23 protein-coding genes are annotated in these 20726 nt (G+C 51.0%); 9 read left to right on the top strand and 14 right to left on the bottom strand.

Annotation, left to right across the window (positions count from 1 at the left end; genetic code table 11):
- Positions 1–90 precede the first annotated feature (90 nt).
- The 3 genes from FGI41_RS15910 to codY form a co-directional block, all read right to left on the bottom strand.
- On the bottom strand, positions 91–1011 hold the full coding sequence (locus FGI41_RS15910; protein ID WP_139491338.1) for a DMT family transporter: 921 nt from the start codon (positions 1009–1011) through the stop codon (positions 91–93).
- Between the two features lie 23 nt (positions 1012–1034).
- Entirely contained in the window at positions 1035–2267 is a 1233-nt protein-coding gene (locus FGI41_RS15915) for an MFS transporter (protein ID WP_139491339.1), read from the bottom strand.
- A gap of 284 nt (positions 2268–2551) precedes the next feature.
- Positions 2552–3328: a GTP-sensing pleiotropic transcriptional regulator CodY gene (codY, locus tag FGI41_RS15920; protein ID WP_139491340.1), complete on the bottom strand. Its 777-nt coding sequence runs from the start codon at positions 3326–3328 to the stop codon at positions 2552–2554.
- Positions 3329–3501: 173 nt separating this feature from the next.
- On the opposite strand from codY, the gene FGI41_RS15925 reads away from it, so the two are divergent.
- The gene (locus tag FGI41_RS15925; protein WP_139491341.1) at positions 3502–3861 is read left to right on the top strand and encodes a group I truncated hemoglobin; all 360 of its coding nucleotides are present in this window, start codon (positions 3502–3504) and stop codon (positions 3859–3861) included.
- Positions 3862–4015: 154 nt separating this feature from the next.
- Here the strand turns inward: FGI41_RS15925 and FGI41_RS15930 are convergent, their stop codons facing one another.
- The 3 genes from FGI41_RS15930 to FGI41_RS15940 are packed head-to-tail and all read right to left on the bottom strand — an operon-like array spanning position 4016 to position 5689.
- Complete coding sequence (locus tag FGI41_RS15930) at positions 4016–4792, bottom strand: sporulation protein (protein ID WP_139491342.1); 777 nt, start codon at positions 4790–4792, stop codon at positions 4016–4018.
- Positions 4793–4814: 22 nt separating this feature from the next.
- The gene (locus tag FGI41_RS15935) at positions 4815–5378 is read right to left on the bottom strand and encodes a sporulation membrane protein YtrI (protein ID WP_176560302.1); all 564 of its coding nucleotides are present in this window, start codon (positions 5376–5378) and stop codon (positions 4815–4817) included.
- On the bottom strand, positions 5378–5689 hold the full coding sequence (locus FGI41_RS15940) for a YtrH family sporulation protein (RefSeq protein WP_139491343.1): 312 nt from the start codon (positions 5687–5689) through the stop codon (positions 5378–5380). Before FGI41_RS15940 ends, FGI41_RS15935 begins: the two co-directional genes overlap by 1 nt.
- 256 nt (positions 5690–5945) lie before the next feature.
- On the opposite strand from FGI41_RS15940, the gene FGI41_RS25485 reads away from it, so the two are divergent.
- A complete protein-coding gene (locus FGI41_RS25485) occupies positions 5946–6476 on the top strand; it encodes a YfhD family protein (protein ID WP_255298489.1) in 531 nt (176 codons plus the stop codon).
- A 14-nt stretch (positions 6477–6490) separates the two neighbouring features.
- Positions 6491–6736: a hypothetical protein gene (locus FGI41_RS15955; protein ID WP_139491344.1), complete on the top strand. Its 246-nt coding sequence runs from the start codon at positions 6491–6493 to the stop codon at positions 6734–6736.
- Positions 6737–7093: 357 nt separating this feature from the next.
- Here the strand turns inward: FGI41_RS15955 and FGI41_RS15960 are convergent, their stop codons facing one another.
- Complete coding sequence (locus FGI41_RS15960) at positions 7094–7336, bottom strand: hypothetical protein (RefSeq protein WP_255298490.1); 243 nt, start codon at positions 7334–7336, stop codon at positions 7094–7096.
- Positions 7337–7658: 322 nt separating this feature from the next.
- On the opposite strand from FGI41_RS15960, the gene FGI41_RS15965 reads away from it, so the two are divergent.
- The 3 genes from FGI41_RS15965 to FGI41_RS25050 are packed head-to-tail and all read left to right on the top strand — an operon-like array spanning position 7659 to position 9257.
- Positions 7659–8912, top strand: coding sequence for an MFS transporter (locus tag FGI41_RS15965; RefSeq protein ID WP_139491345.1), 1254 nt, complete (start codon positions 7659–7661; stop codon positions 8910–8912).
- Positions 8909–9076: a hypothetical protein gene (locus FGI41_RS25045; RefSeq protein WP_176560303.1), complete on the top strand. Its 168-nt coding sequence runs from the start codon at positions 8909–8911 to the stop codon at positions 9074–9076. The genes FGI41_RS15965 and FGI41_RS25045 overlap by 4 nt, the downstream gene beginning before the upstream one ends.
- A gap of 40 nt (positions 9077–9116) precedes the next feature.
- The gene (locus FGI41_RS25050) at positions 9117–9257 is read left to right on the top strand and encodes a hypothetical protein (RefSeq protein WP_176560304.1); all 141 of its coding nucleotides are present in this window, start codon (positions 9117–9119) and stop codon (positions 9255–9257) included.
- 113 nt (positions 9258–9370) lie between these two features.
- Here the strand turns inward: FGI41_RS25050 and FGI41_RS15970 are convergent, their stop codons facing one another.
- The 3 genes from FGI41_RS15970 to FGI41_RS15980 form a co-directional block, all read right to left on the bottom strand.
- Positions 9371–10744, bottom strand: coding sequence for an HD domain-containing phosphohydrolase (locus FGI41_RS15970; RefSeq protein ID WP_139491346.1), 1374 nt, complete (start codon positions 10742–10744; stop codon positions 9371–9373).
- Between the two features lie 456 nt (positions 10745–11200).
- Positions 11201–11707, bottom strand: coding sequence for a hypothetical protein (locus FGI41_RS15975; protein ID WP_139491347.1), 507 nt, complete (start codon positions 11705–11707; stop codon positions 11201–11203).
- A gap of 33 nt (positions 11708–11740) precedes the next feature.
- Positions 11741–12814, bottom strand: a complete 1074-nt coding sequence (locus FGI41_RS15980; protein WP_438358029.1) for a M42 family metallopeptidase — start codon at positions 12812–12814, stop codon at positions 11741–11743.
- A gap of 176 nt (positions 12815–12990) precedes the next feature.
- On the opposite strand from FGI41_RS15980, the gene FGI41_RS15985 reads away from it, so the two are divergent.
- The 3 genes from FGI41_RS15985 to FGI41_RS15995 are packed head-to-tail and all read left to right on the top strand — an operon-like array spanning position 12991 to position 16247.
- A complete protein-coding gene (locus FGI41_RS15985) occupies positions 12991–13815 on the top strand; it encodes a GNAT family N-acetyltransferase (RefSeq protein WP_255298491.1) in 825 nt (274 codons plus the stop codon).
- The gene (menC, locus tag FGI41_RS15990; RefSeq protein ID WP_139491349.1) at positions 13812–14918 is read left to right on the top strand and encodes an o-succinylbenzoate synthase; all 1107 of its coding nucleotides are present in this window, start codon (positions 13812–13814) and stop codon (positions 14916–14918) included. The genes FGI41_RS15985 and menC overlap by 4 nt, the downstream gene beginning before the upstream one ends.
- Positions 14919–14948: 30 nt before the next feature.
- Positions 14949–16247: a BaiN/RdsA family NAD(P)/FAD-dependent oxidoreductase gene (locus tag FGI41_RS15995; protein WP_139491350.1), complete on the top strand. Its 1299-nt coding sequence runs from the start codon at positions 14949–14951 to the stop codon at positions 16245–16247.
- A gap of 256 nt (positions 16248–16503) precedes the next feature.
- Here the strand turns inward: FGI41_RS15995 and FGI41_RS16000 are convergent, their stop codons facing one another.
- The 4 genes from FGI41_RS16000 to FGI41_RS16015 are packed head-to-tail and all read right to left on the bottom strand — an operon-like array spanning position 16504 to position 20680.
- On the bottom strand, positions 16504–16695 hold the full coding sequence (locus FGI41_RS16000; protein WP_139491351.1) for a hypothetical protein: 192 nt from the start codon (positions 16693–16695) through the stop codon (positions 16504–16506).
- A 4-nt stretch (positions 16696–16699) separates the two neighbouring features.
- Entirely contained in the window at positions 16700–19339 is a 2640-nt protein-coding gene (locus tag FGI41_RS16005) for a septation ring formation regulator EzrA (RefSeq protein WP_255298492.1), read from the bottom strand.
- Positions 19340–19358: 19 nt separating this feature from the next.
- The gene (gene refZ / locus FGI41_RS16010; RefSeq protein ID WP_139491501.1) at positions 19359–19991 is read right to left on the bottom strand and encodes a forespore capture DNA-binding protein RefZ; all 633 of its coding nucleotides are present in this window, start codon (positions 19989–19991) and stop codon (positions 19359–19361) included.
- Entirely contained in the window at positions 19991–20680 is a 690-nt protein-coding gene (locus FGI41_RS16015; protein WP_139491353.1) for a TVP38/TMEM64 family protein, read from the bottom strand. The genes refZ and FGI41_RS16015 overlap by 1 nt, the downstream gene beginning before the upstream one ends.
- Positions 20681–20726: the final 46 nt, after the last annotated feature.

Below are 20726 nucleotides of genomic sequence, written 5' to 3' on the forward strand. Positions count from 1 at the left end.
ACATTTTTTAAATAAATTAAGAAAGTCCAGTCTGCGTTTGTTCACAGACTGGACTTTTTATGATTTCGATCTGAAACACACGGTTTCGGGTTACGCTGTGGTAGATTCCTCTGTCACGACCTTAGTCTCCTCCACCTTCTGCTTCGGCTTGCGGTTGGCGAAGTAGACACCACTTAAGATCAGCACCAGTCCTGTCAACAAGCTCCAGTGCAGTTCCTCTCCAAGCAAAGAGTATCCCCAGAGAATCGCGGTCACCGGTACCAGATACGTCACCGTGCTGGCAAACTCCGGCGAGCCTTGGACGATCAGATAGGAATACAGGATATAGGCCACACCTGAGCCGAAGACGCCGAGTCCGACAAGTGTAGCGAGGTTATGCCAAGATGTAAGCGCCGTCCATGTGATCGGCTCGAACATGAACGAGATGATCCCGCTGACGATCAGACCGGCGATCAGGGTGCCAAATGCCATTTGATAGGAATTGATGTCCTTGAGATACCGCTTGAACATCTGTGCAGAGATCCCATAGCAGAGTGTCGCCGCGACCATCCCTAGGAAGCCATACAGATCGACCGAGATGATACTCTCCGGGTTAACATCCAACAGGACAACCAGCCCGACGAACCCAATCGCCATCCCCATCCATTGATTCCGCGTCGATCTAGCCCCGAAAAAGCTCAATCCAATCACCATCGTCCACAGTGGTGTCGTCGCATTAAGCACAGAGGCCATGCTGCTGGTCAGCTTAATCTCACTCGCACCGATCAGCGCCCATGGTACAGCCGTATTCAGCATCCCGCCAATCAGCATCGGAACCCACGGGATCTGGCGCAATCCAAGCGGCTTACGCATCACGAGAACAATCACCATGACCGTTAAGAGGCCAAAACAGGAACGTAAAAAAGCAATCGACCACGGCCCAAAATCACCTAACAAGATTTTGATAAAAAAGAACGATCCGCCCCAAATCAAGCTAAGCAGGATCAGGGCTGCATACAGCATACGTGGCAAGGTAAACCCTTCTTTCTATCGGATTAAATAGCTTTGGATGGTGTAACGTCTTCCTCCTGCTCCTCTCCCATCTGACGCGAGGCCAAGAGCCATACCGTACCGGTCAAGACCCCCCAGAAGCCCAGTCCCCAAGCAACGGGCGAGCTGCCAAACATCTCCGCGATATATCCCACCAACAGCGTACTGAGTGAGTACATCCCCATCGTCAACATCTCTCTCACTGAGAACAGGCGGGCGATATAAGCCGGATCAGCAATCCGCTGCAGCTGCGTCACGGTAAAAATAATCGTCGAGAAGGAAAAAAACGCGAGCAAAAACGCACTAACCCCCACCCAGACAAGTGAGTCCGTATGAAACTGCGTCACGACCACCACACCGAACAGGATCACCGCCAGTCCCAGCAGTCGGTTCTGTGTCCGGGGCAAAAAGCGGTCTGCATACCGTCCCACCGCATAGCCCGCCAACACTCCACCAAGGCCGAGCGGGATATCGAGAATCCCGAATACATAGAGCGGCTGCTTTTGTTCCTGCAGGATAAAAAACATCAGCAAGGTGTATTGCGCACCACAGACGCGCTCGGCCATCTGCAGGACGAGGATACGGCGAAGCTTGACGTGGCTGGCCACATAGTGAAAGCCCATCCGCAGCCGGGTCATGAAGGCGTCCGTCACTTTGTCCGTCTGCTCCACCTTGAGCGCCGGCAGTCCCAATAGCAGCATCACGGAGAGCAGATAGCACCCGGCGTCGATCAGGAAGTTCATCCGGTACGAGAACATCGACACTAGGAACGTGGCAATCCCCTGCCCGATGATGATCATCAGCGAATTGGTTCCCTGCAAGAGCGAGTTGGCCTGCAAACGCTGGTCATTCGGCACGGTCTCCACGATCACAACCTGCATCGCCGGAGTGAAAAAGGCGGTGGCGATGTTGAACAGCACGATCAACAGAAACGCAAGCCACAACAGATCCACATCCGTGACGAAAAAAAACAGGCTGACCAACAGACCGCGCAGGATATTGACAATCACCATCACCTTGCGCTTATCCAGCTTTTCGATGACGGCTCCCGAAAACGAGCTGGTCAACACATAGGGAACCAGACGAAGTACGGTCGCCGCCGCGAATGTCAACCCGCTCCCGCTCAAATCATGCATCAGCCCAATCGTGGCGATAAAGGTAAACTCATTACCGAGCAGGTGGACGAGGTTGGCTAAATAGAGCCGGCGAAAAACAGGAAGCTTGAATAATGCCGACATGGTGTTGGTTCCTCTTCTCTCTTTTTAATTTTCAATCATATTGTATCATTCATTGTACCATGGAAAATTGCGATCTTATTCGAAAAAAAATACCGCAGTCTGGGGTAGACTGCGGTGAGTGTGCTCTCATGTACAGTTTATGGCACTACGGAACCATTCATGATAACGGTTTTGCCTCACACAAAAAAGCAGGCTCCCCCGCCATGGGAACCTGTTTTCTCCGTCTGTTACAGACGATGCACGCCATTTTTACTGCTGATGGTGACAAGGGTACTGCGTATTGGTTACGACGTTTTCCACTTTTGCAGTTCAGAGTGGAATTTGTCGTTCAACACCTTGATGTACGTACCTTTCATCCCGAGGGAACGGGACTCAAGCACACCCGCACTGGCGAGCTTGCGCAGTGCGTTGACGATCACAGAACGGGTCAGGCCGGCTTGATCAGCCAGTTGGCTTGCGACGAGCAGACCTTCCTTGGCATCCAATTGCTCCATGATTTTTTCGATCGCGATCTGTTCGCTGTAGGAAAGCGAGGAAAGCGCGATTTTGGCAAAGGTTTTGTCGCGGACTTCGTTTTCGATCTGCTCCGTGCGGTGACGGACGATTTTCATACCGATCACAGTTGCGCCGATCTCAGCAAGAATCAAGTCTTCCGTCTCGAAGTTGCCGAATGCACGGAGCAAGACGAGGGAACCAAGACGGCTGCCGCCTGCGATGATCGGAACGATGGTGGTCATCATCTGCGGGAACAGATTGACCCACTCGCCAGGTACCATGGAGTATCGGCTTTGGATGTTTTCATTCGCCACGGAATAGTTGACTTCAAGCAGCTTGGTGTTATAATCCTCCGGCAAGAAGCTTGTGAAACGGCTTGTATCCTGAATGCTGAACTCCTGGGCGAACCCACTGCCGAGAATGGTTCCGTCGGCGGTGATGATATGGACATTACATACAACTACCTCAGAGAGCAGTTTTGCAATATCTTGATACGTTACCCCGCTGCCACCCATTGTACGTTGCAACATAGCATTGATTCGTCTTGTTTTCTCTAATAAGTTCATAGTTAAAATTCCTCCTCCAAATGTTTCATGCTCACAGTATTGTCTGAAAAATATGGACTGATACCTCGGAATGGAAAAATTTTTACAGAAATTTTTTTGTGAGTAGAATCACAGTTGGAATGGTATTGTATCGGGTAGAATGGGAATACCAAACCAATTAGGAGGAATTACATATGGAACAGACTTTATTCGAACAATTCGGTGGCAAAGAAGGAATCAGCAGTGTGGTAAAAGCGTTTTATGACCGTGTGCTCGCAGATGACCACGTCAACCACTTCTTCGCTAACACCGACATGGAGAAGCAAATCCGTCACCAATCCCTGTTCATCAGCTGGGCTCTGGGTGGCCCGAACCAATACACCGGCCTCAGCATGGAAAAAGCACATGAAGGCATGAACCTGCAGGAGAGCCACTTCATGGCGATTGCCGGACATCTGGGTGCTGCTCTAAGTGACGCAGGGGCGACCCAAGAGCAGATCGGTCAAGTGGTAGAGAAGCTCTTGACGTTGAAGGATGCTATTTTGCATAAATAAGAGCGTTCAGAACGTCTTCCTGCTTCTGAATGAAACATAAGAAAACACCGTCTGCCCTCTCTCGTGGATCCATGAACAGATCCCTTGATGAGTGCGACGGTGTTTTTTGCTATTTGTCTGCTATGGATTCGCCTCTGTGTCTGCTTAATGCTGCTTAGCGGATATTCTTATCGATGGTGTTCAGCAGGATCTGCTCGATCTCTCTGGTGGATGGTGGATTTGTGAGATCGGTGAAGCGGATGCGGGCATAGCGCTCATCCAGATCAAATGCTTCACTTAACAGACCATGGAAGCCGCGTGCGCGTTTGTCCAGCTGGAGCAGGACTTCCAATTCATTTTCGCTGAGGTAGAAGATGACCTCCAGCTCTTCGAGACGGTCTCTGTATTTGCCTTTTGGACGGAACTCGAATTCTTGGATGAATGGATAGTTGCGCCCGAGATAGTGGTTGTACTCGCAGTCTACCTTGTAGATCTGGAAGTCCAGATTGCCGAGCGCCGTCAGGATTTGGGTCATCAGCGGGTGCGGCTTCACATTGATAAAATCAGAATCACCTGGGTCCATCGCTACCTTGATATCAAGACCGGTACGCAGGTAGACTGGCTGGCGTCCCATCGTGAGCGGTGTGTCATATGGGAGCTTGAAAGAAAACGGAACGACTCTGTTTTCTTTTGGCTTGATCACGAAGCTGTCGGTGACACGGTGCTTGAGCAGCAGGCACTCCTCTTTATACTTGGTATCGTTGGATTCACGTTCGTAGTAAGTGACAACGTACATATAGATTTCGTCGATATTTTGCTCAACATCACCGCCGAAAATATGCACTTCCCCAGAAATCTCGTCACCTGGCATTACTTCATCCTTGAACAGACGTGCATCTACTTTCGCCGAGCCGATTCCGACACTGGCTAACATCTTCTTAAACATCGACATAGGGTAACGCTCCTTTGTACAATCAGGTATAAGTATGATTACGAGTATTAATACGAGCGATCTGCTCATTTGGTTTCATGATTTTTCCGACCGCATTTTCGATCTCGACGGTCACGAACAGATGCAGGGTACGGGAGATGACCAGCGTTTTGATGCGTACCTCCACCATTTTTCCTTCTACAATATATTCCCTGCGTCTGAGCATTTCATGAAGGACGCCGTGCACCTCTGCCACTTGATCTGTTTTTTTGCCTTTGATCACACCGAGGTCTTTTTCCAGATGACGGACGACCTCTGTCTCGATGAAGGCGTTAGGCTTGGGATCGAGGATGGTGACTTTGATCTCCTCGATCGTCAGGTCTTGACGTTTGCGGGCCACTTTTTGTGATTGCTTGAGATTGTCGATATCTTCGAGCAGCCGTTCGTTGAGCAGGTACAGGTTGCGGTTCTCCAGCATCAGTTCTTCCATCTCTTTGCCATACAGGAACAAAAACAGCACGCCCCCCGCGAACGCACCGAACACAAACAGGATGATGTAGCGCGTCCACTTGCCCCATCTGCCGGGCTTGGCTGTAAGCTCGCTCATCAGCCGCGCCCCGCTACCAGCCAGTGGATCGAGATCGTTCCCATATGTGCACCGACAAAGGCGGTCAGGATCATGATCAGCTGTTTGAGTACGGGAGAAAAGTTGCCGACAAACAATTTTTCAATCTGCAAAAAAGAATCAAACGTGCCGCCCAGCGCTCCGACCAATCCCCAGATTTTGAGCTGCATCGCCAATTCCCCCATCGCCACCAATGGCGCCCGATCGGTCAAAAACGCACCGATGCCTCCAGAGATCGAGCCGCCGATGACGATGCCGTACGCAATAAAAAACGTAAGGATAACTTGTGACACCGTGTCACACCCCTCTTCATGACAAATCGTATGCTTATCCATACGTGGGCGGGGCGTCAATTATGATGTTTTGTCCCAAACCCGCTCCAACATTTACTAGTGTTGAAGCTGCCACTTTGAGGGAAACATTATAGTACCTTAGAATATTTTCCTTCTCCCCTAGAGCCCTCCTTCGACTCTAGGTTTTTTCTTTTCTGCAAATAAAAACGGGGGTGTTATCCCACACTACCTGTAAAGGACGAAGGGAGGACTGACCATGTCGAAGGAAAGAATGACAGGTACGTACATGGAGGCAGAAATGAATCCGCTGGGGATGTTGAATGGTTCGATTCAGGAGAATGCCGATCAGTATACAAGTGGTGCACAGACAGGCGGGCAAGCTCAAGCTGGGCAGGGTTCGCAGAGTGCTCAGATGGGCCAAAACCAAGCGGGGCAAGGCTCACAGGGTGCTCAGATGGGTCAAAACCAAGCGGGGCAGGGTTCGCAAGGTGCTCAGATGGGCCAAAACCAAGCGGGGCAGGGTTCGCAAGGTGCTCAGATGGGCCAAAACCAAGCTGGGCAAGGCTCTCAAAGTGCTCAGATAGGTCAAAACCAAGCGGGGCAGACTACCCAAGCTGATATGCTTGCGCAGGGTTACTCCGAGTTCGCCGTCGCTACCAGTGGAGCTACCAACGAGATTGCTGGCTATAACGAAGACATTGAGTTCAATCCGGCGATGGCAGACGCAGATGACCTCGAGGCGCTGCAGCGCGCACAAGCCGCTGAAGAGCGTCAATCCTCATCATAAAGGAGACGGAGTCGATGGTTACTTTTGAACTGGCTGATCTGGAAAAAATTCATCTCGCTCTCGACATGGCCCAGCGCTTCACCCGTGGAGAAAAGTACCACGGTGACAAGCCACAGCTGTTGATTCAACAATTCGATCAACTGATGGAAAAAGTCCGTGATGCGCGTCATGTGGAGACGTATCAGATGGAGAATGATCATATGCCTGATGCCAAGTCCGTACAAGATGCGAATACGGGGAATCAGAATCCGAGTATATAGTTGTGGCAGGGGGCGAGAGCCCTCTTTTTTTAGGCGGAAGGAGCGGGGGCAAGTTTGCTTCGCCTCATTAAAAAACGCGTGGAAGCTAATAAAGTCCGCTCAGAAACTAACAAGGGTTGTGGCGGGGCAAAATGTTTCGATCCCCCGATGAGAGGGGACATCTAGGTATTTCAGGAAGTGAGACTATTGCCCCTCAGATGTTTCAAGAAGCAGGTAACCCTTGTTAGTTTCTGAGCTGGGTATGTTTTTTAAAAAGGCTTGCAATCTTGCCCCCACTCTTACCACCCTTTCTGATCAGACTAACTTTCAGAATTACGGGAAAAGCAAAAAAACCGTTGAGACACGCCTCAACGGTTTCTACCCACGTCCACGTCCTTTTCTCCGCGCCGCCTTACTCAATCTACGCTGGATTTTTGGCGAATGGATCATCATCATATCCGTAAACAAGTTCACCATCATGGGTTCACGAACGAGTTGGGAGAAGACCTCTGGATTCTCTTTAAAATAAGACTCATTGGCTTTGACCCACTCTTTAAACCCCTTGTTGTGGCGATAGTGACGATTCAGACTTTTGACTGGCCGGATGCGTCTCAGAACCACTCACCCCTTTCCTGTATCCCCCTGTACTTAATAATCATCATCGAAGAAAAGCGCGATGAGGAAGATGATTATCAGAATCCAAATGATCAGCTCAAAACCATCGTCATCCCAAAATCTTCCCATCTCCGTCCCCTCCTGTCTGTGTCTTTTCCCTATAGGTATATGTGGTGTGGGTATCGGTGGATTGGACACCTGTCACGGAATAGGTGATTTGTGCGGTTGCCCAAAGGCTTCTCTGGGGCTGACAGGGACTGACAGAGGCAGTGCATAATTTCCTTGCTCTGACTCACACTAAGGACACGAAGGGAAGGAGGCAAAACGGTTGCAGACTACGACAGGCTCACTTTTTACCAATCGGATTTATCTGTTCCTGCTTACTACCGTTCTGTTCATGCATCTGGCCAGTTATTTTGTGATCCCGATACTTCCTGTCTTTTTGGAAACCGTGCGGGGCTTAAGCATCTCACAAATCGGACTGTTGCTTGGAGCCAACAGCATCGCATACCAGGCAGGAAGTCTGCTCGGCGGGGTGCTGTCTGACAGACTGGGCCGACGCAATGTGATGGTGATCGGTTCTCTCATTCAAGCAGCGGCTATGCTTGGTTATAGCTCGATTGGCGGGTATGTGGCCTTGGTCACCATCTCGACGGTCAACGGCATCGGGGTGGGATTGCTTGCGCCCACGCTCAAGGCGAAGATCGCGGATGTGGTGTCATCTGAGCTGCGCACCTCGGCTTTTTCCTGGCGCGGGATTGCAGCCAATGCAGGAATCGCGATTGCCGGGGTGACAGTTACCTTCTTGGCTTTGTCTGCCAACAGCCGTCTGTTTGTATACGCGGCGGTCGTGTTCGGTGTGCTTTCAGCCTTGACCTTTTTTCTGATCCCCAATGACCGTTGTGTCGGTGACGATTGCCACCGGATGCCGCTGACAGAGTACCGGCAGATTTTTAAGCACCGCAGTTTTCTGTATTACTGCTTGATTTCCCTGCTGATCTGGGCGTTGTATGCACAGTTTGCGCTGGTGATCCCGCTTCGGGGAAGCTATGTGCTGGGGAGTGCCACATCCATCGGTTTGATTTGGACGATCAACTCGGTGGTGGTTGTTCTGTTCCAAGGTTTGATTTCCCGCTTTTTACTGGAGCGGGTGAATCCATATATCGCGCTGGCAGCGGGAACCTTCATGCTGGGGCTGGGCTTGTTTTCACTGGGATGGGCGTTCAACTTCATTACCCTGAGCGCATCGGCGATTCTCTTTATTATCGGGGAAATGCTGTTCTTGCCGGTGATCGACAGTCTGGTCGGTCACTTCGCCAAACCTGAGTGGCTGGGCGCTTATTTTGGTCTGTCCAACATGGTGGCCGGCATCGGTGGTGCCATCGGCAATTCCGCAGGTGGTGCGATGCTGGACGCATTCGGTGGTGTAGGCAGCCGTGCTCCATGGGTAGCCTATGGAATGACGACGCTCATCGTGACCGGTGTACTTGGTCTCTATGCCTACTATGCGATGGGACGCTACAACCCGCCCCAGCCTGACCGCCAGCCACTGACGCTCACGCGAAAGGAGAAAGCCAAATGAATCTCGATTCGACCAACCAAGATAACCTGACACACAGCCAAACCCTGAAAAAAATTCCCCTTTCCTCCCTGCTCTATCGCATGGAAGACTCCCTTGAGCAAAAAGCACAAGAACTCTATAACCGCCCAACCGGGAGCGAATTCCGCTTCCTTTACTGGGAATAGAAATCTATCGGATATTTGACTAAGGAGCTGAATGGCAACCATGAAAAACTACGATAAAGACCGCGTCTCCAACAATGTAGACGTACGCGACGAGAAAAACCACCAGCCTACCTCTGTCCAAAACACAGCGCCTGGTTATGGCGACAAAAAGCTGGAAGGCCCAAATCGTCCTTCTGAGTAAGCCAACTCCCCTCCTCAAGCTTTTGTTGAAAAAAGCAAAAAAACCAGCCATTCCGCTTAGACGGAGTGTCTGGTTTTTGTTTTTTGCTTATTGATCCCCGAGGTCAAGGGTGGTCAGGCTTGCTTTTTCACGTAGATATTCTGGCTCACCGGTTCGAATAGCATCTCATCTGCCCGCGTAATATGATGCGCATGCAGGAAGGTCTCTTCACTGATCGCCTCGGCAAACACATCGACGATCTCCGGACAGAACTGTGAGCCTTTGCAGCGGAGAATTTCATGATACGCCTTGGTAAAGGCCATGCTCTGACGGTACGGACGGCTGGAGGTCATCGCGTCAAATGAATCCGCTACGGCTGCAATCCGTGCTACCAGCGGGATCTCCATTCCCTTGATCTGATCTGGGTATCCCAGTCCGTCAAAACGCTCGTGGTGCCAGCGGGTGATCGCAAGAATCGTGGTGATCTTATGAGAATCCTCCATCGAAGCATGGGCATACAGCTTGCGCAGCAGTGCCTCCCCGCGTGTCGGATGTGTTTTGATCGTCTGATACTCTTCCTCAGTCAGACGTCCGGCTTTGAGCAGGATACTGTCCTCAATCCCGATCTTGCCGATATCATGCAAGAGTCCCCCCGTATAGATTGACTCCACCAGTTCTTCCGGCAGATCCATCTTGCGGGCGATGACCTTCATATAGTAAGCGACTCGCTGGGAATGTCCGGATGTATAGGAATCCCGCTCCTCCAGTGCTACCGCCAGTGATTTTAGGATGCTCTGATTTGTCTGTGCCAATTGCTCACTCAGCCTCTCTGAACGACGTAGCTCCCGCTCTTTCCGCTCAGCCAGATAGACGAGAATCGCAGTGATGACGTAGCTGCCTGCAACCAGGAAAATCAGCAGAAATTTTACGTATTTGAACAGCTCATAATAGTGCTCCTCTGATGATGAGAGACCGATAAACCAGCCCCACTCCGGATAGTAACGGATCAACGTAACATGATGGTCAGCATCTGTACGACCCAATTTCCCCCATTTAAAGACAAACGTCCGATAGGGATTTCCGGCAAGCTCTTTCATGTTGATCTTCTCACTCAGTTGTTCCATCTTCTCTATGTTTTGGCCTTCCAATGTAGGGTGCATGACCAGTTGACCACTGGTGTCAAATGCATATAGGTAATCCCCATCCCCAAGTGAAACTTTGACCCTTGTAAGGTCACGCTGTCCATTAGGCATCATTGGACCGACCAAGAATTCTTTTGCTTTTACCTCTGCCTCGATTTTTGTCCGCTGTCCGGTCATCACTTCTTCATCAAAAAGCTGCAAGGTGTGTAAAATGGTTTTCATCTGCGCTTCCAAATCACGAATCCCAGCCGACCGGTATTCTTTTTCCACTTGCAAATAGCCATAGTAGACAATCAAGGTGAACAGAACAGGCAAAAGAATCAAGAACAATGAGAACTTTTGAAACTGATTGAGTTTTGTAATCACGGTTCAGCGCCTCTCTGTGTGTGTCTTTATTTTTCAAATATTCTATCATAACGTCTTTGTATACAAGCGTAACATAAAATCCAAATATAGCAAGGGGGGCTGGGGGGAAGTGATTCCGATGAGCAGGGGGACAAGTTGCCGTTGCCTTCTTTGAAAACTTCAGGGGAGTATAGACTGACCGCTCCGAAATGAGCAAGGGTTCTCTCCGGGGCAAAAGGGTTCGTAAGAAGCGGATTCGTACGAAGGAGTTGCCCCTGGGGGGATTCGAAGAAGCGATATTCACCCTTGCTCCTTTCTGCGCTGGAAGGTGTTTTCAAAAGAGGCCCGGCAACTTGTCCCCCTGCTCATCTCTCCACTTGTGGTGGAGGGAATGGGAAAAGACCAAAAGATTAAAAACAAAAGAAAAAGCCGATCGCCTTGCGGCGGTGTCGGCTTGTGTGTGTTTGCAACAAATTCTTATTTCACAATTTCTTTTACCTTATATGGAACAGATGCGGCCTTCAGACGGTCATAGAATGTCTCTTCTCCCTCTGCCGGTACGCGCAGCATCAGATACTGACCGAAGTAATACACCACTCGGTCGGTCTCACCCTCCATCAGACGATAATGGGTCAACAGAGAGATATCGTTCAATTCATAGAAAAAGCTAAGTCTCTCCCCTGTCAGCTCGGCACGGAATGTCCGGCTTACGACGGTGTCGCCGCTTTTGTTTTCGCGCATGTTATCCTTGGCAGCACCGAGGAAGCGCAAGGTATCAGCGGCTTTGCCTCCCAGCTTGTCGATCAGCATGAGGTCGTTGTACTCCACTTCGAGGTGGGTCATGCTGGTGTGTACGGACTCGAGCATAGCGGTGAGGACTTTTCGCGAGACGAGATTGCTTGGGTCGAATTTATTATCGTAAAAGTTGAACTCCAGCACGACGTCAGAGCCAACCAGATGGCGGTATAGTTGGACAGCGTTCATAACAGCGGTCTTGCCTCCTTTTGCCTGACGCCTCTAGCGGAAGCGCAGGGAATCGACAGTAGTGCGGTCCAGCTTGCGGATGACCTTAGTAAGCAAGCGTTTGGCTGCTTCGTAGTCATCGCGGTGGATGATGGAGGCGTGACTGTGGATGTAGCGGGACGGGATTCCGATAACGGCCGATGGGATCCCACTGTTGCTGATGTGAACCTGACCTGCATCCGTGCCTCCAGATGAGACGAAGAATTGGTATTTGATGCCCTCTTCTTCACATGTATCAATCAAAAGATCACGCAGGCCAGGGTGTGTGATCATCGAGCGGTCCATAATGCGCATCAAAAGACCATCCCCCAGTTTGCCGAAGCCGTCAGAGACACCTGGGATATCACCTGCCGGACTTGCATCCAGGGCGAAAAAGATATCTGGCTGAATCATATTCGCAGAGGTACGTGCACCGCGCGGGCCTACCTCTTCCATCACCGTCGCTCCGGAATAGACGATGTTGGGGTTATCCGGATTTTCCTGCAGGTCTTTTAACAGCTCGACAGCGAGGGAGCAGCCATAGCGGTTGTCCCATGCTTTGGCCATGATTTTTTTCTCGTTGGCCATAACCGTGAATGGGCAGATTGGCACCACCTGCTGACCCGGACGAATCCCGATTGCCTCGGCATCTTCCTTCGAATCGGCACCGATATCGATGTACATGTTTTTGATTTGCATCGGTTTGGCACGTTGATCGTCACTAAGAGAGTGCGGCGGGATGGAGCTGATGACCCCGATCACCGGGCCTTTTTCTGTGATGATCTGCACGCGTTGGGCCAAGAGCACCTGACCCCACCAGCCACCTAGTGTTTGAAACGAAATGAAACCCTTTTCAGAGATACTCTTGACCATGAAGCCGACTTCATCCATATGACCGGCCACCATAATACGCGGCCCATTCTCGTCACCGCGCTTCACTCCAAAAATACTCCCGAGATTGTCGTATATGATTTCATCGGTGTAAGCAGATATGTATTCTTGCATAATTTTGCGCACAGGACCTTCAAATCCAGATGTTCCAGGCGCTTCTGTAAGTCTTCTCCATAGTTCCAGTTGGTAATCAGACATCAAATGTCTACCTCCTCACAATTGGTTACTGCGTTTTCTGTCTCGTTCCGCGTGAGAAAAAGTCCTCTCCATTATCGACTACTCCCCCGATGAATGCAACTGAAAAACTCCTTCGATATGCAGGAACTCCCCCACTCCAGCGGGAATACCAGCATGAGGAAAAAGAAGAGGTGATTATGAGGACAATCATTATGCGCAGTATACATACGCCAGAGGAGCTTTATCAGATGGAACGTCTGCAAGAAGCGGTCTGGGACAAGGAATCCGTCGTTCCGCTTCATATGACACTCACTCTGCAAAAGTGCGGGGCAATCTATCTCGGTGCCTTTGACGGGGACGAGATGATCGGATTCCTCTACAGCTTTGCAGGCAAAGACGGCGATGGAACCGCACTCTTTTCACATATGCTTGGGTTCTATCCAGACTATCGCCGTGGCGGGCTGGGTGCGCAGATGAAGTGGCTCCAGCGCGAAGAAGCGATCAAACAAGGCTACCACAAAATCAAATGGACCTATGATCCACTCGAAACCGTCAACGCCAATCTCAACATCTCCAAGCTGGGCGGCATCGTCCGCACCTATATTCCGAACTGTTATGGCGACTTAGACGATGACATGAACCGCGGATTGCCAACCGACCGCTTCATGGTCGAATGGCTGATCAACAGCAAGCGCGTAGAGAACCGCCGTACACAAGCAGAGCGCCCAAGCATTGCTGACAACGTCCCTTCCATACTGGTCTATCAAAAAAAGGAAGCGAATATCCCAGTCCCGATCAGCTGGAATCCAGACGTAGATGCAGACACAGTGGCTGTCCCAGTCCCTGGTGTCTTCCAAGAGGTAAAGCGTCACAGCATGGACATCGCCAGAGATTGGCGTAAGATGACAGGCGAACTTTTTCAACACTACTTCTCAAAAGGATATATTGTTAGCGAGGTTATTCGCCATCCGCAAGAGCCGGTTGTTAGCTATCTCTTACAAAAAGGAGTCGATCTTGAATGAACATTTCCCGTATCGTCCTGCGCCATGTCGCTATGCCGTTGAAATCTCCATTTGTGACCAGCTTCGGAACTACGACAGACAAAGAGTTTTTACTGGTTGAGGCCTATGATGAGCAAGGCTTGGTCGGCTACGGCGAAACCACCTCGATGACAGGCCCCTATTACAATGAAGAAACACTCAAGAGCAACCATCATATCCTCCGCGATTTTCTGATCCCGCTGGTGCTGCACAAGACGATTCAGCATCCAGATGAGTGCATGGAGCTTTTTCACCCAATCAAGCGGAATAACATGGCCAAAGCTGCTCTGGAAGGCGCGATCTGGGACTTGTATGCCAAGCAACAAAACGTGTCACTTTCCCGGGCAATAAATGGCGAGAAGAGTCGAATCCCAGTTGGTGTCTCCATCGGTATACAGCCCGATATTACGGCGATGCTAAAACAAGTAGAACAATTTGTCGCCCAAGGCTATCAGCGGATGAAGGTCAAAATAAAACCGGGCGCAGATATCGACGTGATGGCAGCAATCCGTCGCGAGTTCGGTGATATCCCATTGATGGCTGATGCCAACTCCGCCTATACACTGGCTGATATCGATCATCTCAAACAACTGGACGAATTCAACCTGATGATGATCGAACAGCCGCTGGGCCATGATGACATCATCGATCATGCCACCCTGCAACGGGAGATGACCACCCCGATCTGTCTGGACGAAAGCATCCACACGGTCGACGATGCCCGCAAAGCGCTCGATCTCGGAAGCTGCCGGATCATCAATATCAAGGTAGGTCGTGTCGGTGGACTCAGCCACTCCCGCGCGATTCACGATTACTGCCATGACCGAGGTATTCCGGTATGGTGCGGCGGTATGCTGGAATCCGGCGTCGGACGCGCTCACAACATCGCGATTACGTCCCTGCCTGGCTTCACTCTCCCAGGGGATACGTCCGGCTCCGACCGCTACTTCGATCAGGATATCATCGAGCCTGCTGTCACTGTCCAGGACGGATTCATCGAGATCCCGACCACGCCTGGGATCGGCTACAATCTCAACCACAAGCGGCTTGACGCCGTCACCCTGTTCAGCGAGACTTACAAATAGACAACCCATCATGGAAAGGAACCCGTCTGCATGTCCAACTCTCAATACGATGTAATCGTGATCGGCGGCGGCCCAGCCGGACTGATGACCGCCTACTCTGCCTCCTCCCAAGGAGCACGCGTCTGCCTTGTCGAAAAAGGCGAAAAGCTGGGTCGCAAACTGATCATCTCCGGCGGTGGCCGATGCAATGTGACCAATGCCAAGGAAATGGATGAACTGATCAAACAGATGCCCGGTAATGGCCGCTTCCTCTACAGCGCCCTCGCCCAATTCAGCAACAAGGATATCATGTACTTTTTCGAGGAGCTTGGTGTACAGCTCAAGGAAGAAGACCGTGGCCGGATGTTTCCTGTCACCGACAAGGCGATCACCGTAGCCAATGCCTTAATCGACAAAATCAAGGAGCAGGGTGTCACCTTCCGTCTCAATTCCCCTGTGGCTCACGTCCTCTACGAAAATAACGCAACCAAAGGCATCCTGCTCAAAAATGGCGAAACCCTAACCGCTCCCTCTGTCGTCATCGCGGTCGGCGGTTGCTCCGTCCCACAGACAGGCTCTACCGGAGACGGCTACGCATGGGCAAAAGAAGCAGGTCATACGGTCACAGAGCTTTACCCGACCGAAGTACCGATCACCGCTTCTGATCGCTACATCAAGGACAAAAGCTTACAGGGTCTCTCCCTGCGCGATATCGAGATGACTCTATTTGATCCCAAAGGCAAGCGGGTCAGCACACAGGACGGTGACATGATCTTCACCCATTTTGGCATATCCGGCCCTGCTGCCCTGCGTATGGGTCACTATGTCTCCGTCAGCCAGAAGAAACACGGGAAGGCCCCCCTCAAGCTGGAGATCGATCTGTTGCCGGACAAAACCATGGAAGAGATCGCCACGGATTGCTGGTCTCTTTTGGAGGAGCACCCGAAAAAAGCGGTCAAAAACGTACTTCGCGGTTATATTCCTGAACGCCTTATTCCGGTCATTCTCAATCTCTCCGGCATCTCGGAAGAAACTACCGCCAGCCATATGCAAAAGAAAAGCCTGCAAGAGTTCGCCAAGCTGATCAAGCATTTTCCACTCACCATCACCGGTACACTTTCCCTAGAGGAAGCCTTCATTACAGGCGGTGGTGTCAGCGTCAAAGAAATCGACCCGCGCACGATGCAATCCAAGCTGATGGACGGGCTGTTTTTTGCCGGGGAAGTGATGGACGTGCACGCCCACACCGGCGGGTATAATATCACAATCGCCTTCTCGTCTGGCTACGTCGCTGGTAAGCACAGTGCCGAGCATGCGATGAGCTTGACCGGGTCAATTATTTCGGGCTAAAACTTTTTTCAAAAAAAATGGTGTTAAGAGGTTTAAAGATGTAAATGGTTGGGGAATATATGAGTATGTGCTCTTCCTCCCAGGAGAGCGTCTCAGAACCCTACTCCCCCTAAAAGTAGTTGGTTACTGATTCTCACACCTCTACTCCCTTTATCTTTATTGCTTGGAGCGTCCGCGTAGACGCTCCCTTTTTTTTGCCCTTTTTCGGCTTTTTCTTTTTGCCTTTTGGCTCTGACAAACATATGGATGAAAAAAATTAAGACCGCACCCAAATAGAGAGTGCGGTCAAGATAAATCCCAATCCAAGCAGACGGAATGTATTGGCTCTTTGTTTGATTCGGCGCTCATCATGTCCGAGATGAGCAGACATACGGCTTTGCCAGCGCTTGGTGCGTGGCTGTGTCATGACGATGAGACCTGCGATGACCAGAAAAACAGGCAGAACCATGACTTTACGAGCCACCCTTCTTTTTACGGCGTAGGAGCCAGCTGCCCATGCCTTCATCCTCTTGCTGCCCTTCAATAATCAGTCTGGCCTGCTCAGCCAGATCCAATGCTTCGGCAAAATGCAATTGGCGGAAGGCGGTCTCCGCTTTGGTCAACAGATCATTGACCTGCCGGTTTTGGCGGCGGTAGCGGTTGGTGTATTGGATCGCACCCTCAGCGGCTTGGCAGGTGACGATCGTTTTTTCTGCCAGCTGGTCGGTCTCCAACAGAATCTCATTGGTCTCGGTCAGCAGGTGTGCCACTTCATCGAGACTGTACTGGTATTGCTCCAGTGCGTTTTTGACTTGAGCCAGCATCTGTACGACCTCTTCAAAACGGGAGCGGAGTTCGCTTGGCACGCCCGGCAGATAGCTGCGCTTGATCTGCTGACGAATCCGCATCAATGCGTTGGAGATCCGCTCCATCTCGTCTAAGGCATCATCCTCGGTCTCAATCACGAGGACATTGGCTTCCTCGATGATTTCTCCCTCTACAGGGGCACCTGCCAGAGCTTCCTCATCGGTCTGATATGCATTCGCATCCGTATGGGTAGTCGTATAGACCGATTCATAACCGCCCTGTGTAAATGCGCCTTCGTTATCGGTTTCGTACTCATAACGGTAAGCCTCTGCGTCCGTCTCTTCCCCTGATCGAGATGCTCTTCGTTCCTCTTCTTCGTAGTCATCAGCACTGTCCCAAGCATCATCATCACGGGTGAGCAGTGTGCTTCGCTCGTCCTCGCTGAAGCCTCCGCTGTAGGATTGATTGCCCCAGCCTGCAGTCTCTTCCGTATTTTCCTCTTTGGAGACAGAGGTGAAGCTGGTTGAGTAGATGACCGTCTCTGCTGCCTGTCCGAATCCGGTACCTGCTGTGGCCGATGTGAAAGCAGCAGCCGAATCAACGGACTTCGCCTCATCATTTTCACCTACAGCAGAATCCACATTATGAGATTCAACGGTGTCACCCTGATTGAATGCTTGTCCATCTACCACGTCGGAGTCATCCAAACCCGTTATGGCTTGCGCATCCTGTCCTTCTTGCGGCGCATCGGATTCAGTCCCGATTTTCTCCTCCGCGGTCGGATTCTCCGCTCCAACAGCCACTGCCGTCGCAGTCGCAGCCACCTGCTGCTTGCTCAGCACGGAGTCTTCCATGCTTTTATAAATGCTGTCGACATTCATCTCAAACGCTTTGGCATGCGTCTCCAGCAGTGTCAGATTCCCTTCCTCCAGCGCCGATACAGCCGCTTGGAGCAACTGCTTGGCTTGCAAAAGCGATGTCTCCAGATACGTCTGGCTCAGATCATACCCATCCCCCAGCGCTACGGAGATATCTTGCTCCAACTGTCGGAAATCATTGGTCATCTCTTTGCGGACCATATCCACATAATGCGGCACCTGCTCCAAGCCCTCCGCCATCTGCTTGAGCATCTGGTGGGCCTGCATGGTGGTTTCATAGGCTTTGAGATTATCTCCAGACGCCAGATCAGACTTCACCTGGATACGCAGGTTGTCGATTTTATCCATATTGGTCTTCATCTCATGAAAAGCAAGTCCATACTCCAGACGCACCTCGGATAGCTTGCGTTCGACATGCTCGTACAGCTTGCCGATCTCTGGAAGCACCACTTTGTTCTCCGTCTTGGTCTTGACCACTTTGGAGGCGTCGTTTTTGAGCTCATTGACTTCCACTTCCATCGCGCTGAGCATCTCCCGGCCTTCATTGATCAGACCAAGTGCCAGCTGAAAACGGAAACGGTCACACGCATCATCTGCTTCGAGAATGATCATCTCCACATCGGGAATCTGCATTTTGAGCAGGTTTTCTTTGCGGTTAGCAAGCTCGGTCAGGCGCTCCTCGGTCAGACCGGTTGTACGGCGAAGCGACTTTTCCACTTCGAGCGTCTGGATTTTCTCCACCAGCTCTTCTTTCCAATATTCAACATCATCAATCTCTTTGAGCAGATTGCGGCGGCGCATGAACAGATACGCCAGATACACAGTGAGTACGGTCAAGCCCAGCACGACGAGATACATCCACCATGGAATATAAGTCCAGATCGTGTTTTCCTGCGAGATCGGCTCTTCAGCCGCCGTTGTTGCCGCCGTGCCTGCAGCTGGTGTGGCCGTGCTGGTTGTCGGACTCTTGATCTCGTTGTTCACCTCAGTGACGAACTGCTCGATCCCCTTGGCATACTCCTTCTGGTTGCTCCAGGACAGGTAGAAGGTAGAGATTTTCTCGTGCAAAAGTTCCATCTCCATGCCCTTGTCGATCAGGTTGGGACCCGGATAGACACCCAGCTGATCCGTATTAGCATCGAGTACGATCATCATCGTATTGTCACTCAGATTGTAATTGTCGTACAATTTTTGCGCGTATTCATCAGGGGAGGCAGCTTCAGGCGTCGTGCCCTCTACTACGACCACTTTGTATTTATCTGGGTAAGCGGCAAGTGATTCTTCCAGCTTCTTGATATCTTCTTTTTTCAGGTGGTTGGCTTCGTCTTGCACCGCTTCATCGGTTTTTTCAGGAAACGGCGCTGCCGCTGCCGGTGAACTGAAGCAGAGAAGAGAGGCCAAACCCGCGAGCATGACTAGTTTTTTCACGATTTGTACAACCCCTTATTCAACAGCTTTCACGTACGTTCTCTGACGACATGAGTAAGGAGCGGAGAAGCTGAATCGTGGCCGAAGTGAGCCACTCACTGAATTCAACGGAACCCGGCTCTAAATAATACACTTCCCGCACCGATTGCGGGTTCAGGTAGGGATAGATCAACAGACTCGACATAGATAAGAGCAGGGGATCGATCGGAACATTGCGGAATTCACCTAATTCGATGCCTTCCTCGATCACCGTAGCAAAGTGGTGCTTCCAGCGGTGGATATAGAGCGTCATCACTTCCCGCGCCAGCATCGATTCGACACTCAGCTCCCGCTGGACGACACGGGTGACAGCGGCATGCTCCTGCTGGTACAGCACATAGAGGCGGACCATCTGCTCCAAACGATAAGACGGATGTGCCCCCTGATTGGTTGCTTCTTCTTTCGACAATATCTGAAAAAATTTCTCAAAATACTCCGTCAAGAGGGATTCCAGCAACCCCTGCTTGCCTTGAAAATAATACGAAATCAACGCCAGGTTGACACCGGCGGCCTCGGCAATCTGCCGGACCGTCGTGCCATTAAACCCTTTTGCGTCGAATAACACAGCTGCTGCCTGGAGTATCCGTTCTTTGGTCTTTTTTGGTTCTACCATCACGGTTGTCCCTCCCCTGCATCCCGGTCAGGTTCGACTTCTCCTTGATCACGTCCGCCAAGCTTGGAGCCTCCCCACATCAATAGGCCGAGTACACCCATGACAAGGAGAAAACGAAGCTTGTGCTCAGAGAAGTTCAACAGATCATGCCCCAGGATCGCTTCAAAGAAGGTGATCGGAGCCTTTCCCAACAGGGTCGCAAGCAAAAAGCCCGTAAACGAGACTTTGGACAAGCCGGCCGCCATATTGATGACCCCAGACGGAATCACTGGAATCAGCCGGGCCATCAGGACGATGCGAAAACCGTCCCTCTCGGCATGCTTGTTCAGCTTTTGGAAAAAAGGCAGATGCCCCACCTTCGCCTGTGCCCAATCATGAGCCACATAGCGGGACAACAGAAAGCTCAGACACGCCCCTGTCACCGCACTGAGCCAAGTCAGTACAAAGCCGAAAACCGGCCCGAAAATCACGACATTGACCCCTGCGACCAAAAAATACGGAATGAACGGGAAAAACGTCTGGAGGATGGTGATAACCGCGCTTATTCCTATGGAAAGAAAGCCAAATGACTTGATATAACCGGCGATCTCATCAATATTGCCACTGCGTAAGACATGACCCAAGTGTGTCTGGGTCACCACGACGAGAATGACTAGAATGGTAAGTATCGGAACGATTGCTTTTTTCAACCGATCAACCCCTCGTCCGAATTATGCATGACCCTGTTAATTATAG

The organism is Brevibacillus dissolubilis (assembly GCF_006170445.1).
Taxonomy (GTDB): Bacteria; Bacillota; Bacilli; order Brevibacillales; family Brevibacillaceae; genus Brevibacillus_B; species Brevibacillus_B dissolubilis.